The sequence below is a fragment of the Chryseobacterium phosphatilyticum genome, from assembly GCF_002899825.2.
Lineage (GTDB): Bacteria > Bacteroidota > Bacteroidia > Flavobacteriales > Weeksellaceae > Chryseobacterium > Chryseobacterium phosphatilyticum.
The window spans coordinates 855,419-871,420 of record NZ_PPED02000002.1 but is presented as its reverse complement, the minus strand read 5'-3'; the positions used below and the strand labels follow the sequence as shown (position 1 = coordinate 871,420).

Here is a 16,002-nt window from a genome sequence, read left to right as displayed (position 1 = left end):
TATTTTAAAAGTTAATGTTTAAATTTATACTATAATTTCTTCCAGGAAGTGGATAATACCTCATAGTATAATAAGTTTTGTTAAAAATATTACTTATTTTAAAACCTAACGTATAATTTCTAAGAAATGTTGCTCTAATCCCGGTATTCATGACAAAATAAGCGTCTAAAGCCTGGTCTTTGATTTCATTAGAGTCTGTATAGGTCAGCCCGTTAAACATTCCTTGCACATATACTTTCACAAAATCATATTGATAGTCGATCCCCCCCACAAATTTATGGAAAGGCACATACATCAGTTGTTTTTGAATATCAAGATCTGTAGACCTGGTATAAGAATATCCCAGATTTGATTTCAAAAAGTGTTTTCCAAATCTTTTCTCATACTCAACCTGAGCTTCTACACCATAAGCTTCTACTTTATTGGTATTTGAGGCAGCATAGTACCACGCAGAAGTCGGAAGCCATCTGATCATATCTCTGATATCCATGTAATAAGGAGTAACGGATAGCGTAATATCTTTTACTTTAAATTGGTTCCTCAACTCCAGCTGATAGGAAGTTTCAGGTAATAGATCTTTATTTCCTCCCGGTTGCCAATATAAATCATTAAATGTTGGAGCTTTAAAGTTCCTCGAAACACTTAGTCCTACATGATACCACTGTGTGGCATTCCATTTTCCTGAAAAAGAAAATAAAAGCGGTGAGCTGATTTCTTCTACAAAATCCTTTCGTATTCCAGCTTCAAAGCGCAAATCTTTCGCAGCAAAATAGCGTATTAACCCGGCTACATAACCAGCATTTCTACGAACATCTCCAAGCATTGAAGTTCCTTCCCCATTTCCTTTATTCAACTGGTATTCTCCAATAATATTAAAGTTCCATTTTGGAGTAAGAAAATAATTAAAATCATTTTTCACAATATAGTTCTTTCCTACACCTCCACTGGTTTCCGGACCGTCAATATTACCATAATATTGAAAATTTTCTTCCGTATAGGCAGCTTTGAATGAATTGGTAAACCGTGTTGTATTCCAATCCCAGGAAACTAAGCTTCTGACATTTTGAGTTCCATATTTTGTACCCTTTTCTGTTTCAAAGAAAACCGGATAATGCTGCATCCCGTTAAAAAACTCTGAAATCCATGAAATCTGATGGTGGGGAGCTATTTTATATGCAGCAGATACATTAAAGTTAGTGTTATAATATTTCCCACTGTTATTGGTATACTTTCTTCCATCTTTCAGTTCAACCTTATAATCATTCTCACTTAAAGAATGATTTCCTGAAGCCTGAAAGCTCAATTTTTCGTTACTATATGAGCCTTTAATCAGGTTATTATAAGTATTAAAAGAAGCCACTTCAGAAAATAAAGAGCCATGAAACCCTTTATTAAAATCAAGATTATTATTAAGGTGAATACTCCCGCCAATAGCACCGGAGCCATAGATAACACTTCCGCCGCCAGCTTTTACCCCAATCTGGTCATATCCCAATAAGGCAATATTGTTGATATCTCCCTGTCCTAAAAAAGCAGAATTGATATTAATTCCGTTCCAGACAAAAGCAGTCTGTTGGGCAGTAGTTCCCCTAAAAGAAGGTGAAGAAACTGCACCACGTCCATTTTCCTTAATATAAACAGGAGACTGAAATCTTAGCAGTTCTGAAAGATTGGTTGAATTTTTCTCTGCCTCTTCAGTAGTAATGGTCTTTACAGGATGAAAAAGCTTGACTTTATTGATCTGACTGTCGAAGACATAAATAGTATCAATAGCTTTCTCTTGTGCAAAAAGAAAACAACCATAAGATGAAAAAAGCAGTACTAAAGATCTTTTTATACTCATACTCTTTTACTTTTCCTCCGAAAGCAATATGTTTTGGATTATAAATCTGGCAGGTCTCCTGACTTTCGCTTTCTGCACCTTCCCGTTTCTACACAGTGGCTTTTTACAGAAATTTTTATTGCGATTTACAGTTGCGGGGACAGTCCGGGAGTTACACCCGATTCCCTTTTCATTCCAATATACTGGAAACCAAATTTTTTGCAAAGATAGCTTTTTAAATGTATTGAACAAAAGGAAGAGGTAATGTAGAGATAACAGTTCAAATTTACAATAATATAGGACTACTTCTCTATAAAATAAACAGCTGCCTTCAATACTGAAAGCAGCTGTTTATTACAATATAAATGGTATTACATTATTTCCCGATAGCTTCTGTAATTGGGTTTCCAACATTTCCACTTGGGAATTGGATTTTCAATAGAGAAGATACCGTAGGTGCAATATCTGTCATATGATAAGCCTTATTACTTTCTCCATGCTGGATTCCCCATCCCATAAAGATCAATGGAATATGTGAATCATAAGAATTCCATACGCTGTGGGTCGTTCCCGTTTTTGAATATGGTGGTAGCATAGAGTCGTGAGAAATCAATTGAATATCACCGCTTCTTTGTCTGTTGATTCCATTGATAATTCTTTGTTTGATGGGCTCCGGAATGCTCGATTCCTGAACTTTATCCACAGAAACAGCATATAAAACAGTAGGATCTTTTTCAAGTTCTTTAACTGTAAAGTTTCTTACATCATCCAGTTCAAGCTTACTGTCTGCCAACACCTTTCTGTCAAAATAAATCTGATAGTTATCAATAGCATTGATCAGTTTATCTGCTCCGAACTTATCCTTCAATTTTTGGTTAAGATCCTTTTCTGCTCCTTCACCAAAGAAACCTGTTGTTATTTTATGTTCTTTAAGAAAACCTACCGAATGTGCTCCCCCATGATCAGCTGAAAGGAAAACGGTATATTCTCCTTTTCCTACTTTTGAATCAAGATACTTGAAGAATTCTGCCAAATCCTGATCCAGTCTGATATATACATCCTCTACCTCAATAGAGTTCGGTCCGAATTTATGTCCCGCATAATCCGTAGAAGCAAGGTTAATTGCCAGGAAGTCGGTAATATTGTCTCCGCCCAGTTTTTCACCCTCAACAGAAGCTTCCGCAAGCTTTAAGGTCAATGTATTTCCAAAAGGGGTATAACGAATGTTGTCTTTTTTAGTCTTATAATCCTGGGCCAGATTGCTATAAGGGAAAGTAGGTGTTTTGGAACTTCCCAGTAATCCTTCCCAAGGAGAATTATCCGGTGCACTTTCCGTATATTGATTAATTGGAAGTAAAGTATTCCAGCCATTAGCCACTAATTTTTCAGGCAGATTCTGAGAGTTGAATGATTTTACCCATTGAGGAAGATCATTCATATACCATGTACTGGTTATAAAGTTTCCGGTACTGTCATCAAACCAGAAAGCTCCGTTTGGCGTATGTCCTGCAGGAAGTATAGAAGCACGGTCTTTCAAAGATACCCCTATTACCTTTCCCTGGAAATTGGTAGCCAATCTCAATTCATCGGTTACAGTTGTAGACCAAAGGTTTTTGGGAGAATGGCTTCCTGTTCTGGTATTCGTTGTTCCCACCGGCTGAACAGATTCGTCTGCCGTACAATATACTCCTTTACCTGTTTCTTTATCCGTCCAGTCATTTCCGGCAATTCCATGGATTGCAGGTACTGATCCTGTATAAATACATGTATGTCCCAACGCCGTAATGGTAGGAACATAAGGAATGTGCACGTTATTTAAAGAATATCCGGTATTCAACAGCCTTTTAAATCCATCATTTCCATATTTACCGTAAAAACGATATAAATAGTCCCAACGCATCTGATCTACTACCAGACCAACGACCAATTTTGGTCTTTCCAATTGAGTATTCTTCTGTGCATTGATTGTAACTACGGACAGGAAAGTAGCTGCCGCAATTGAAATGTTCCTAAGCATCCAAGTAAAATTTTATTGATCACAAATTTAAGTGTTTTGAAAGTTTTGGCATATGAAATTTTATTTAATTTTGATATTTTACAAATTATCAACTGATTCTATTATGATTTTAGGGGTATATTGGTATTTTAAATTTCCGGAAAATTTATACCATTTCAAGTTTTTCAAGTTCTATGAAGGACATGGAGGCCATGCCGATAACGATGCTGAGCTGATAGCGAAAGTCCGGATTAATAATACCGATCATTTCATCCAAAAATTAGAGGATCTTAAATCAGAGTTTAAAAGAACCTTTTTACATCTGAGTATCGACGGCAATCAGTTTGTCATCAGTATAGGAGATCATCAGCTTTTCGATTATCATTTTCAGTTTGCCCTGAAAATAGAAGAATTATTAATTCGCGAAAATGCAAAGTTGCTGGATCAATGTACCCCTTTTAACATCCAGTTGGCTAAAAGTTATCTTCCTGAAAGGGAAGAATTCAAAAAAATCGATTATCATTTCATTCAGATAGTAGGTTCAGACTTCAAAAAAAATAACGCAGAGGTCCTTTCAATCAGAATTGATTGTAATCTGCCTTTAATCTCGAAAAAAGATTTCCTTCGGAACCTCGCTTCAATTTGCAAAGAAGAAAATATCAAGGTTTTCCATTATAACGATTATGACTTCAAGGATCAGTGCAATCTGATGTTATTTTTCACCAATGGCAGACAGTGCAAAGATAGCATCCAAACTATCGACATTAATTCGTTCGGAAATAAAGTAAGACATCTTACACAAAAATACACACTCCACTTTGGCCATTTTGGAGGCATGAAATACTATCCTTTGAACGGACCTTATATTGAGCTGGTGGAAGATGAGAACTATATTTAAGTTAATATTAAGCAATATTTTAACCCAATACTATGATTAAATTTAAATATGTAATTCTGTATGTAAAAGATGTGGAACAATCTATGAATTTCTATAAAAACACTTTTGAAGCCGAAATAAAATTCATTACCCCTGAAAAAGATTACGGAGAACTATCAACGGGGGAGACCAGCCTTTCCTTTGCTTCTATCAATCTGGCATCATCAAACATAAAAGCAGGGTTTGTGCACTCCAAGTCAGGAGAAAAACCTTTCGGAATAGAATTAGGCTTTACCACTGATAATGTTGAAGAATTGGTTGAAAAAGCAATCAAAAACGGAGCTACTTTATATGAAGATATTGCCGTAAAACCCTGGGGCCAAAAAACGGCATATATCAAAGACCCCAACAATTATCTGGTCGAAATCTGTACTGAAATACAATAGCATATATGGAAATAAAAAAACTACAAAAACTCACGTCTAACCCTTCTCTCAATTGGGGACACAATGGATATAATACTGACAGGATCTATACAGTCTCTTCTATTGAATTCTCCGGGTCTTTTGAATTTGTAATCAAAGAAAAACCTTTGTCTTATACCAAATTATGGAAAACCAACCATGAAGACCTCAAAGATCTGAATAACATTATTGAAAAAGGACACTCGTTTGGTGCCTACGTTGATGATAACCTTATTGGATGGATTATCTGTGAACAAAGGGTATGGAACAACAGCTTTTATATTGAAAACATTCTGGTTGATGAAAAATACAGAAGACAGGGAGCCGGTATATTTCTGATTAAAAATGCGATAAAAGAAGCAAGACATTTAAACTGTAGGGTTATTGAGCTTGAAACTCAGAATACCAACTACCCCGCCATACAATTCTACAGAAGAATGGGATTTAATATTACAGGGATCAATACAAGATTGTACAAAAATTCTGAAGAAATTGCATTATTTATGACATTGGATATGGAATAAAAAATGGCTTAAATATTCAAAATACCTCCAAAATTAAAACACTTGTAGGTGTCTTAATAATTTTATATCTTAGTAATCAACAAATTAAAACAAATTACTATGAAAAATTTAAAAAGATTAAAAAGAAGCCAGCTTGTTTTAATAAGCGGAGGTGATACACCGTACGCATTATGTGACCTTGATGGTAATTGTCCTCCAACAGCCGGCTCATACTATTGCAGTGATGGTACTTGTTACAGAGTTACAGGTGGCGGCGGAGGTATAGGCTGTAATGAACCATTACGCCTCTGTCAGGAATGGGAAACAGGATGTGGATGCGTCTACATGTAAAATGATTAAATTTTTTAGATAAGTAAAGAGCGGTTTTCTACCGCTTTTTCCCTATTTGTCCCGTAGTGCCCAATCTAAAAAATGCTGTAATCTGTTGTAATTTTACTAATTTCGTATAATCCAAAAACTTGATGATTACTATACTCCTTGCTCAAGATAATAGCCATTGTACTTTGGCCTGTCCTAAAGCTAAAAAAAATTATCTGATCCATGGAAAACCTTCTTAAATACATCCGGTCTCTAGCTCTTTTTTCTGATGAAAGCTGGGTGTTATTACAACCTGTTCTTTCTAAAAGATCATACAAAAAAAATGAATTGATGGTAAAAGAGGGAGAGGTTTGTTCTTCCTTATTCTACATTGACAAGGGCTTTTGCAAAAGCTTTTATGAAATAGAGGGCATTCAAAAAAATACAGGATTTTTCTTTGAAGACGAAATCACCACCAATATCAGCAGCTTTGGAAGTGGACAAAAATCAGAATTCAATATTCTAGCTTGTGAACCATTGGACGCTTTTATTTTTGATAAGGAAAAATTATTTGAAACGGCAAAACAGTCTCCTGAAATAGAAGCTCTGGGACGTCATTGTATCCGCCGATTTGCTTTAAAACAGGAAGAGTTTTCCAATCTTTTCAAATTATATACTGCGCAGGAAAGATTAGAATATCTTGAAAATGCATATCCTGAAATACTTCAGCGTGTATCACTTTCCCAGCTTGCCTCATTTCTTGGAGTAGCAAGAGAAACGTTAAGCAGAATCAGAAAACGCAGAGTCTCTCAATAAACCAATATAACCATAAAAATCTATTATAAAATGAAAACACTGATCTGGCAGGGAATAACATATCAGTCTCTAGAATATTTTACGCTCCGGGAGCATGAAAACTATACTGTGGAATCAAAAATTATAGGGTGTTATCAGAACCAAATATATTCAGTAGATTACAAGCTCATCATCGATAAAGAATGGAATATTCTGGAATTTCAGATTGAATCAGAGATCAATACCGTAAAAAGCAAGATGGCTGGAAGAAAGCTTTATGATGAATGGGAAATCAATAATGTAATCAATGAAGATTTTAAAAATTTTAAATTTATAGATATTTCATTAACTCCTTTTACCAATACATTACCAGTCAATAATTTACAATTACCCGAAAATACGTCAAGGAAAATAGATGTTATTTATATTGATATTCTGAACCAACATATTAAACCTGTACAACAACAGTATACCCGAAAAAACATCAATGAATATCTTTATGAAAATCTTCAAAATGATTTTAAAGCCAATGTTCTGGTTGACCAAAAAGGGCTGGTAACCTATTATCCGGAACTATTTAAAAAAATCGCTGAATTGTAACAATAGGCTGTCCCTTAGTATTGGGACAGCCATTCCTCTGAAAAAATAAATGCTAATATGATAAAATGTGTTTTTTTATAAAGCTCTGTCCAGATGCACATAGCCACCATCCACATGGATAAGCTGGCCTGTTGTATGACTGGACTTATCCGAAAGTAAAAAGGCCACCATATTGGCTATTTCTTCGGTTTTAGTCATTCTTTTTTCAAAGGGAATTTTATCTGTTATTGTTTTAAGCTTTGCCTGTGGGTCATCAAAAGTATTGATCCATTTCTCATATAAGGGTGTGTAGGCTTCCGAAGCAATGACAGCATTTACACGAATCCGATAAGGCAATAGTTCTACAGCCCATTCTCTGGTTAATGCATTTCTTCCTCCATTGGCTGCAGCATACCCGGAGGTTCCTCCCTGCCCTGTTTCTGCTGTTTTGCTTCCAATATTAACTATATTTCCTCTGCTAAGTTTCAGAGCCGGCAGAGCATATTGAGCCAAAAGATAATAATGAACAAGGTTTTTATGTAAGGACTGCATGAATGTTTCATAGCTTCCATGTTCCAATCCGGTTCCATCATTTTCGCCGGCGTTATTCACAAGACCATTAATCCTGTTAAATTTTGTCATGACCTCATCAATCACTTTTCTACATTCTTCAGGTTCAGTAAGTTCAGCTACTACATGATGAGCAGTAAGATTTTCTGAAGCCAGAATATTGATCAGTTCCTGATTATCCGTAGCATTTCTGCCTACAATAACAGGAATAGCCTTTTCTCTTGCCAATACTTTTACAATACCTTCTCCAATGCCTTTGGCACCACCGCTTACTATTATGATTTTATTTTCGAGTTGTAAATCCATAGGTTATAAATTATAAACATGAACAGCATTTCTTTCAAGAATCTGGTGTTGCTCTTCTTTGCTAAATTGTTGAATATAATCTTTTACAAATTGTAGCCATTCAGAATAATTGGTATTCAAAAGCATGACCGGCCAATCACTTCCAAACAAAACTCTGGATGTTCCAAAATATTTAAATATGACATCCAGATAAGGTTTCAGCATTTCTTTTGACCATTTTCCCCGTTCGGTTTCAGTGACTAATCCGGAAAGCTTACAATACACATTCTCTGATTGTGCCAATGCAGAAATATTTTTTTTCCAGCCATCAATCTCCAGATTTTTCACATCCGGTTTTCCCAGATGATCCAGAATCAGTTTCTGATCCTGAAGTTGCCGTACAAAGCGAATTGCTTCATCCATTTGAGAATGATAAATTAAAATATCATATGCATATCCATGAAGCTGCAATTTTTTGACAGCCTTTACAAATTGAGGATGAGTAAGAAAGCCCTGAGGTTCAGTCTGAACAATATGCCGCCAACCCTTCATTTTAGGATTTTCTTTAAATGTCTGTAATTGATCTTCAAAATTATCACTCAAAAAATCAATCCAACCTACTATTCCAAGGATTTCAGGATATTTTTCTGCCAGTTCCAGTAAAAATTGTGTTTCCTCTAAACTTTGATCTGCCTGAACCGCTACTATTCCTGAGATAGTATTATCCACCAATATTCGTTCAATATCTGAAGGTAGAAAATCCTTTCGGATGGCAGACATGCTATTATCAATCCAGGAATCCCGAATCTCATCATATTTCCAAAAATGTACGTGTGCATCAATCATTTATTACAAACTAAAAATTTTATCCATAATGATCCACTTTTCTCCCGGCTGAGAATGGGGTAATGCCTGTTGATATTTCCACATTAAAGTTTCCCAATCCTTGACTTCAGGATTCGCTTCGTCGGCTTTTGCTTTCATTACAAAGGAAAAATTATCATCAACTTCCATGATCATAAAAAGGCGATTTCCTGTCCGGTAAATTTCCATATTCAAAACTCCTGAAGCCTTTATACTGCTCAGAACTTCCGGCCATACTTTCTTGTGATATTCTTCGTATTCACGAATCAGATGTTTGTCATCTTTAAGATCCAAAGCCAGTGCATATTTTTTCATAAAGGATAGGCTTTTACATTCTGCTTACTAGTTCCCAGTCCTTCAATACCTAATTCTACCACATCACCTGGCTGCAAATACCATGCTTCCGGTTTTTGCCCCATCCCGACTCCGGCTGGAGTACCTGTAGAGATAATATCTCCCGGTAATAAGGTCATAAACTGACTGATGTAACTGACAATATAAGCTACATCAAAAATAAAGTTGGATGTGTTTCCGTTTTGCATCATTTTATCATTGACCTTTAGCCAAAGGTTGAGATTATTAACATCTTCGATTTCATCTTTTGTAATAATAAAAGGCCCTATGGGTGCGAAAGTGTCAGCACTTTTCCCTTTTACCCACTGTCCGTTTCTTTCAATCTGAAAAGCTCTTTCACTATAGTCATTGTGCAAGGCATAACCCGCAATGTGGTCAAAAGCATTTTCACGCTCCACATAGCTTGCCTTTTTCCCGATTATAATGGCCAGCTCTACTTCCCAATCTGTTTTTGTACTGTTTTTGGGAATGATCACATCATCATTCGGACCTGCTATTGCTGAAGTTGCTTTAAAAAATAAAATAGGTTCTGTAGGGATAGGCATATTGGTTTCTGCAGCATGATCTTTATAATTAAGTCCGATACAAACAATCTTTGACGGCCTCGCCAGGGGCGCTCCTAATCTTACCTTCTTATCAATTTCAGGAAGCCCTCCTGCTGCAATTTTTTGTTTTAATTCTTCTATAGCAGTACCGGAGAAAAAATTTTCATTATACTCATCAACGAGATGAGAAACATCATAATATTTTTCATTTATAATAACCCCCGGCTTCTCCTGGCCCTCTGTTCCGTATCTTATTAATTTCATATCAATTTATTGGTTTAATTTCTTAAATTATTGTATCCTCATTTTAATTATTTAAAGTCGTAAAGCCTCCATCAATCGGATAATCACATCCTGTAATAAAAGACGCTTCATCACTACATAAATATAATGCTAATGCAGCAATTTCTTTTGGAGAAGCCATTCTTCCAATCGGTTGTGTTTTAGAAAGATTCTGAAACATCTCTTCTACCCTTTCCGGATAATTTTTCTGTAAAAATCCGTCTACAAAAGGGGTATGCACTCTTGCAGGAGAAATAGAATTACACCGGATATTATCATGAATGTAATCTTTGGCTACGCTCATCGTCATCGCTTTTACTGCTCCTTTTGCCGTACTGTAGGCAAATCTGTCAGGAATCCCTACTAAAGCTGCGATAGAGGCCAGGTTAAGTATGACTCCGTTCCCTGATTCTTTCAAATGTAGAATAGCTGCATGCAGACAATTGTATACCCCTTTTATATTCACAGAAACTATTTTGTCAAAATCCTCTTCAGAAGTTGTGTCGGCTTTCCCCACATGAGCTATGCCTGCATTGTTTACAAGGATATGCAAAGCTCCGATATGGGTAAATATACTTTTTACCTGCTGATGATCAGACACGTCACAAGAATGAATATAAGCTTTTCCACCGCTTGTCTTTATACTGGATAAAACCTCATCACCATTCGCTTCATTGACTTCCAAAATGTGAACTTCTGCCCCCTGCTCGGCAAACAATTCGGAAATGGCTTTTCCTATTCCACTTCCGCCTCCGGTAACAACTGCTTTTTTATTTTTTAATGAAAACATTCTATCTATTTTTAATTATAAACTCACTCCTTTTCTCCAGGGAATAAAATCATCCTGATTTAGCATAACTGCTTTTGGTAATATTCTTCCGCTTGCTGCTTCTATACAATAGTTCAATATATCTTCTCCCATTTCTGCAATTGTTTTTTCACCTGCTATGATTGGCCCGGTATCAATATCAATAATATCAGACATTCTTACTGCTAATGCTGAATTGGTGGCCACTTTTATAGTGGGACAGACCGGATTCCCTGTGGGAGTTCCCAATCCTGTAGTAAATAATATTAAAGTGGCTCCAGCAGCAGCTTTTCCGGTCGTTGCTTCTACATCATTTCCCGGAGTACATACCAGACTCAGTCCGGATTGAGTTGCTTTTTCAGTATAATCCAGAACATCGGCAACAGGAGAATATCCTCCTTTTCTGGCTGCCCCCAAAGATTTTATGGCATCTGTAATCAGGCCATCTTTAATATTTCCGGGTGAAGGATTCATATAAAAACCTGATCCAGCCTGATGAGCAAGCGCATCATAATCTGTCATCAATCTGATAAATTTTTCTGCAGTTTCTCTATTAACTGATCTGTCTATTATTTCCTGCTCAGCACCACAAAGTTCAGGGAATTCTGCCAGCAAAACCTTTCCTCCAAGACTTACCAGTAAATCTGCAGTATATCCCACCGCCGGATTGGCAGAAATCCCGCTAAAGCCATCACTTCCACCACATTTTACACCTAATACCAGCTTATCCAAGCCTGCAGGCTTACGTTCCATCTTATTCATTTCAATCAATCTGATAAAAGTATCATGAATAGCTTGTTTAATTAAAATCTCTTCACTTTGCGCTCCTTGTTGTTCAAATACCAAAAAAGGTTTATCAAAATCAGGGTTTCTTTCCTGAATATCTTTTTTTAAATACTCTACCTGAAGATGCTGACAGCCGAGACTTAAAACAGTAACTCCTGCTACATTCGGATGATCTGCATAGGCCGCCAGTAATTTACTCAACAAAGCAGAATCCTGTCTTGTACCTCCGCAACCTCCGGTGTGATTCAAAAATTTAATTCCATCAATATTTTTAAAAATTCTCTTTTTAGTTTCTATCACCGGAGCTAAAGAAATATCCTCTAATTTTTCTCCTTTCTGAAAAGCTTGCAGCAAATGATGGGTATATTCTTTATACTTATCTCCTGCTGCATATCCCAGTTCATTATGAAGTGCTTCTTTAATGATGTCAAGATTTCTGTTTTCACAAAAAACAGTTGGTATAAAAAGCCAGTAATTAGCAGTTCCTACTTCTCCGTTGCTTCGATGATATCCTTCAAATGTTCTATTTTTAAATTTAGAAGAATCCGGAGCTTTCCAATGATAGTCAACCCTCCTGTAAGTATAGGATTCTGCAGCATGTTTTGTATTTTCTACAGTCATTCGTTCTCCTTTTTTCACCTCCACTTGTGTCTTTCCTACTAATACTCCGTACATCAAAATATCGCTTCCCAAGGGAAGATCCTGTATAAAAAATTTATGTTTGGCTGGTATCTTTTCCAAAACCATATATTCTTGTTCTTCAAACAATACTTTCTCACTAATGCTTATATCCTGCAATGCAACCAGAACATTATCTTTCGGGTTAATTTTTAAAACTTTATTTTTCATGGTTTTTTTGAATATTTTCTGAAGATTCATCAACAGGTTTCCAGCCGGACATCCCGAATGCAAACACGACTACAAAACAGATCAAGGGTACAATATAACCATATTGTATATTTTGCGTAAGATCAGAAATATAGCCCAGTCCCAATGGTAAAACAGCTCCGCCTACAATAGACATGACGATAAGTGAGGAAGCTATTTTGGTATCTTTTCCCAAGCCTGAAATCCCCAGAGAGAAAATAGTAGGAAACATAATAGACATAAAAAAAGCAACTCCTATTAATGCATAAATGGTAATATTTCCTGCCCCAAATATGGCAACTAAAGTCAATAGTAAGCTTAGTACAGCATATATCATCAGTAATTTATTGGGTTTCATGAACTTCATAAAAAAGGTTCCTGCAAAACGTCCCACCATAAAAGCCAGCCCTGCCAATCCTGAATAAAATGCAGCATTCTTTTCTGTAATTCCTGCTGAAACAACGATGAAACGAATAAAAAAGCTAAGTACACAAACCTGTGCTCCGACGTAAAAAAACTGAGCAACAACAGCCCATCTTAAATGCTTATGTTTCCAGACATTGGAAATTGTGGATGTATGGCCATCATCTTCATGTTTTATATCCGGTAATCTGGTAAAAACAAACGATAACATGACCACTATAATGATTATTCCTAATATAAGATAAGGTCCTTTTACGCTGGCAGATTCCTGAGTAATATACATTTCCAAATCCTGTGTAGAAAGAGCCTTGATCTGCGCATCTGTAAATGATTGCTCGTTCAATATGTATTTCCCTCCTATAATAGGCGCTATAAATGCTGCAAGCCCATTGAAAGATTGTGAGAAATTAAGTCTGCGTGTCGCAGTTTCAGATGGCCCCAATATGGTTACATAAGGATTAGCCGCAGTTTCTAAAAATGTAAGCCCACAAGCAATAATAAAGAGAGCCCCTAAAAAGAAAATATACATTCTTGTATTAGCGGCAGGAATGAAAAGTAAAGCTCCCAAAGCAAAAAGGCACAACCCCAATATAATTCCGCTTTTGTAGCCGTACTTTCTCATGATAATTCCTGCTGGAATCGCCATCAGAAAATAAGCTATAAATATAGAAAAATCAACAAGAGAAGATTCCAGGTCGGTCAATTGAAATGCTTTCCGCAAATGAGGTATAAGCACAGGATCCAAATTATGGACAAAGCCCCAGAAGAAGAAAAGACTGGTTACCAAAACAAGAGGAAAGAAATAATTTTTTCTTTCTGATGGAATGGGTGCAGATGGTTTGGATGTTACATTTTGCATAGTCTGATCATAGATTAATTATTTTTCACCATGAATGTTCCAACATAAGTTATTTTATGTTAAGTTATTGTAATATAAACAAGTGATGGCTTCTTGCTCCATGAGCTCCAATCACTAATGACTGCTCAATATCAGCTGTTTTGGAAGGCCCTGAAATAAAGCAGGAAAAACCTTCTTCTACGGGTATGATTTTATAAGCGTCATGTAATAACGGTACAATTTGATTAGCTTGCAGAATCACAAATAAATGCTGGATAATAAAAGGTAAAACTCTGTAACTCATCCGACTCTCCGTAATCCAGACTGCTGCATTTTCTGCAACACCTATATTTCCTTCTATTACTGCGACCTCAACATCTTCCAAGCAATGTGGATCATCAGTTTCTTTATTTGCTGTTTCTTTCTTCAAGTTTTTGATATTAAAAATAACTCTCTTATCCTGATCAATATTTTCTTGAATGTATGTAAGCACTTCTGTCAAATCTTTTATGAATGTTACCTGTGAACCATTATTTTGAGCAGCTAAAACGAAGCTTTCCAAAAGATTTTCAGTATTAGAAATAAAGGATAAATCAAGCGGCAGTTCGTTTCCTTTTGGTTTTGCTTTTGCAATTCGGGATAAAATCTCTTCTCTACTTTTCATCTTTTCTATTTTTCTGGTACCATTCTTTAAAACTTTCCTCTGCTATTTCTGGCATTTCTCTCTGTTTATACCAGGGATTTATCTTACTTTTAAGTAAAAATGGAGTGTAACGATATCCCAATTTTGCAGTACGTTTTAGCATCTCGTATCTTTTTGCATTGCTTAATGCTCTGGCCATCATTTTCATGGAAAAACTTTTTACAGGTTTTGCCAATCCAGAAGCTATAATTTCTTGTCTTAATTCATATAACTGATTGTGCAGATCAATTTTTACCGGACATACATTTGTACAGGAACCACAGAGCGTAGAAGCAAATGGCAGATCTTTATAATCGTTCATATTCCGTATTGGATTCAGGATTGATCCAATAGGTCCTGCAATAGCTGTATGATAGCTATGCCCTCCGCTACGGCGGTATACTGGGCAAGTATTGAAACAGGCTCCACAACGGATACATTTTAATGAATTTCTGTACTTTTCTTTACCCAAATGCTCTGATCTTCCATTATCCACAATGATAACATGCATTTCCTGACCTGATCTGGGTTTTCTAAAATGACTGGAATATGTTGTTATAGACTGCCCGGTTCCACTTCTTGCAAGTAAGCGAAGAAAAACACCTAAATGTTCACGTTTGGGAATTACCTTTTCCAATCCCATACAAGCGATATGAACCTTAGCCAGATGAGCACCCATATCTGCATTTCCTTCATTGGTACAGACTACAAATTCACCCGTTTCCGCTACCGCAAAATTGACTCCCGTTAAGGCTGCCCGACTTTGTAAAAACTTCTTTCTTAGATCCTGACGGGCTATTTCAGTTAATTGTTGAGGGTCTGAAAGTCCTTTGGGGGCATTGAGATGATCATGAAATATATCACCTATCTCTTCTTTCTTTTTATGAATACAAGGCAATACAATATGGCTCGGGGGTTCTTTAGCCAGTTGAACAATTCTTTCTCCTAGATCAGTATCAGTTACTTCGATTCCATTCTTCTCCAGATATTCATTCAAATGACATTCTTCGGTAAGCATTGATTTGCTCTTGACCATACATTGCACCTGATGATTATTAAGAATAGACAATACAATTTTATTATGCTCTTCAGCATCTTCAGCCCAATGTATCTGTACACCATTGGCTAAAGCATTTCTCTCAAATTCTATTAAATAGCCATCCAGATTGGAGAGAACATTGAGCTTTATCCTGGACGCAGTTTCTCTTAACTTTTCCCAATCGGATAGTTGATGACTCTGCTTGTCTCTCTTCTCACGGACAAACCATAATGTTTTATTATGCCAGTCTACACGACTTTCATCCTTATTAAATTGTTTTGCTAAAGAAGCATGGTTTTCCATTT

Annotated in this window: 16 protein-coding genes and 1 riboswitch; of the genes, 5 read left to right on the top strand and 11 right to left on the bottom strand. The window is 36.3% G+C overall.

The features are described from left to right. Positions 1–4: 4 nt before the first annotated feature. Together C1631_RS11060 and pafA are read right to left on the bottom strand one after the other, a co-directional pair. Positions 5–1,843, bottom strand: coding sequence for a TonB-dependent receptor plug domain-containing protein (locus tag C1631_RS11060; RefSeq protein WP_109712121.1), 1,839 nt, complete (start codon positions 1,841–1,843; stop codon positions 5–7). Positions 1,844–1,874: 31 nt separating this feature from the next. After that, a riboswitch (cobalamin riboswitch) is annotated at positions 1,875–2,052 on the bottom strand. 146 nt (positions 2,053–2,198) lie between these two features. Then, complete coding sequence (gene pafA, locus C1631_RS11055; RefSeq protein ID WP_109712119.1) at positions 2,199–3,839, bottom strand: alkaline phosphatase PafA; 1,641 nt, start codon at positions 3,837–3,839, stop codon at positions 2,199–2,201. Between the two features lie 52 nt (positions 3,840–3,891). Here pafA and C1631_RS11050 point away from each other — a divergent pair, with 52 nt between their 5' ends. The 5 genes from C1631_RS11050 (at position 3,892) to C1631_RS11025 (ending at position 7,375) form a co-directional block, all read left to right on the top strand. Next, on the top strand, positions 3,892–4,716 hold the full coding sequence (locus tag C1631_RS11050; protein WP_103248285.1) for a hypothetical protein: 825 nt from the start codon (positions 3,892–3,894) through the stop codon (positions 4,714–4,716). Positions 4,717–4,748: 32 nt separating this feature from the next. Then, complete coding sequence (locus C1631_RS11045) at positions 4,749–5,141, top strand: VOC family protein (RefSeq protein ID WP_103248286.1); 393 nt, start codon at positions 4,749–4,751, stop codon at positions 5,139–5,141. Positions 5,142–5,146: 5 nt separating this feature from the next. After that, positions 5,147–5,683 carry a GNAT family N-acetyltransferase gene (locus C1631_RS11040; protein WP_103248287.1) on the top strand — a complete coding sequence of 179 codons (537 nt, stop codon included), beginning with the start codon at positions 5,147–5,149 and terminating at the stop codon, positions 5,681–5,683. A gap of 540 nt (positions 5,684–6,223) precedes the next feature. After that, a complete protein-coding gene (locus tag C1631_RS11030; protein WP_109712117.1) occupies positions 6,224–6,796 on the top strand; it encodes a Crp/Fnr family transcriptional regulator in 573 nt (190 codons plus the stop codon). Between the two features lie 30 nt (positions 6,797–6,826). Continuing rightward, entirely contained in the window at positions 6,827–7,375 is a 549-nt protein-coding gene (locus tag C1631_RS11025; RefSeq protein WP_103248290.1) for a putative glycolipid-binding domain-containing protein, read from the top strand. A gap of 75 nt (positions 7,376–7,450) precedes the next feature. On the opposite strand, the gene C1631_RS11020 is transcribed toward C1631_RS11025, so the two are convergent. From C1631_RS11020 to C1631_RS10980, 9 genes are all read right to left on the bottom strand, one after another. Next, positions 7,451–8,230 (bottom strand): L-fucose dehydrogenase, encoded by a 780-nt coding sequence (locus C1631_RS11020; RefSeq protein ID WP_109712115.1) that lies wholly within the window; start codon positions 8,228–8,230, stop codon positions 7,451–7,453. 3 nt (positions 8,231–8,233) lie between these two features. Next, on the bottom strand, positions 8,234–9,055 hold the full coding sequence (locus tag C1631_RS11015) for an amidohydrolase family protein (RefSeq protein ID WP_103248292.1): 822 nt from the start codon (positions 9,053–9,055) through the stop codon (positions 8,234–8,236). Between the two features lie 3 nt (positions 9,056–9,058). Then, a complete protein-coding gene (locus C1631_RS11010) occupies positions 9,059–9,388 on the bottom strand; it encodes an L-rhamnose mutarotase (protein WP_103248293.1) in 330 nt (109 codons plus the stop codon). After that, on the bottom strand, positions 9,385–10,236 hold the full coding sequence (locus C1631_RS11005) for a fumarylacetoacetate hydrolase family protein (RefSeq protein ID WP_103248294.1): 852 nt from the start codon (positions 10,234–10,236) through the stop codon (positions 9,385–9,387). The genes C1631_RS11010 and C1631_RS11005 overlap by 4 nt, the downstream gene beginning before the upstream one ends. Positions 10,237–10,279: 43 nt before the next feature. Then, entirely contained in the window at positions 10,280–11,044 is a 765-nt protein-coding gene (locus tag C1631_RS11000) for an SDR family NAD(P)-dependent oxidoreductase (RefSeq protein ID WP_109712113.1), read from the bottom strand. Between the two features lie 15 nt (positions 11,045–11,059). After that, complete coding sequence (locus tag C1631_RS10995) at positions 11,060–12,697, bottom strand: UxaA family hydrolase (protein ID WP_109712369.1); 1,638 nt, start codon at positions 12,695–12,697, stop codon at positions 11,060–11,062. Continuing rightward, on the bottom strand, positions 12,687–13,997 hold the full coding sequence (gene fucP / locus C1631_RS10990; RefSeq protein ID WP_109712111.1) for an L-fucose:H+ symporter permease: 1,311 nt from the start codon (positions 13,995–13,997) through the stop codon (positions 12,687–12,689). The genes C1631_RS10995 and fucP overlap by 11 nt, the downstream gene beginning before the upstream one ends. Before the next feature lie 64 nt (positions 13,998–14,061). Then, a complete protein-coding gene (locus C1631_RS10985; protein ID WP_109712109.1) occupies positions 14,062–14,640 on the bottom strand; it encodes a LutC/YkgG family protein in 579 nt (192 codons plus the stop codon). After that, positions 14,630–16,000 carry a lactate utilization protein B gene (locus C1631_RS10980; protein ID WP_103249064.1) on the bottom strand — a complete coding sequence of 457 codons (1,371 nt, stop codon included), beginning with the start codon at positions 15,998–16,000 and terminating at the stop codon, positions 14,630–14,632. The genes C1631_RS10985 and C1631_RS10980 overlap by 11 nt, the downstream gene beginning before the upstream one ends. Positions 16,001–16,002 lie beyond the last annotated feature (2 nt).

Coding starts and splice junctions, on each gene's coding strand:
- C1631_RS11060 (WP_109712121.1), bottom strand. CDS start 1,843: ATGAGTATAAAAAGATCTTTAGTACTGCTTTTTTCATCTTATGGTTGT.
- pafA (WP_109712119.1), bottom strand. CDS start 3,839: ATGCTTAGGAACATTTCAATTGCGGCAGCTACTTTCCTGTCCGTAGTT.
- C1631_RS11050 (WP_103248285.1), top strand. CDS start 3,892: ATGAAATTTTATTTAATTTTGATATTTTACAAATTATCAACTGATTCT.
- C1631_RS11045 (WP_103248286.1), top strand. CDS start 4,749: ATGATTAAATTTAAATATGTAATTCTGTATGTAAAAGATGTGGAACAA.
- C1631_RS11040 (WP_103248287.1), top strand. CDS start 5,147: ATGGAAATAAAAAAACTACAAAAACTCACGTCTAACCCTTCTCTCAAT.
- C1631_RS11030 (WP_109712117.1), top strand. CDS start 6,224: ATGGAAAACCTTCTTAAATACATCCGGTCTCTAGCTCTTTTTTCTGAT.
- C1631_RS11025 (WP_103248290.1), top strand. CDS start 6,827: ATGAAAACACTGATCTGGCAGGGAATAACATATCAGTCTCTAGAATAT.
- C1631_RS11020 (WP_109712115.1), bottom strand. CDS start 8,230: ATGGATTTACAACTCGAAAATAAAATCATAATAGTAAGCGGTGGTGCC.
- C1631_RS11015 (WP_103248292.1), bottom strand. CDS start 9,055: ATGATTGATGCACACGTACATTTTTGGAAATATGATGAGATTCGGGAT.
- C1631_RS11010 (WP_103248293.1), bottom strand. CDS start 9,388: ATGAAAAAATATGCACTGGCTTTGGATCTTAAAGATGACAAACATCTG.
- C1631_RS11005 (WP_103248294.1), bottom strand. CDS start 10,236: ATGAAATTAATAAGATACGGAACAGAGGGCCAGGAGAAGCCGGGGGTT.
- C1631_RS11000 (WP_109712113.1), bottom strand. CDS start 11,044: ATGTTTTCATTAAAAAATAAAAAAGCAGTTGTTACCGGAGGCGGAAGT.
- C1631_RS10995 (WP_109712369.1), bottom strand. CDS start 12,697: ATGAAAAATAAAGTTTTAAAAATTAACCCGAAAGATAATGTTCTGGTT.
- fucP (WP_109712111.1), bottom strand. CDS start 13,997: ATGCAAAATGTAACATCCAAACCATCTGCACCCATTCCATCAGAAAGA.
- C1631_RS10985 (WP_109712109.1), bottom strand. CDS start 14,640: ATGAAAAGTAGAGAAGAGATTTTATCCCGAATTGCAAAAGCAAAACCA.
- C1631_RS10980 (WP_103249064.1), bottom strand. CDS start 16,000: ATGGAAAACCATGCTTCTTTAGCAAAACAATTTAATAAGGATGAAAGT.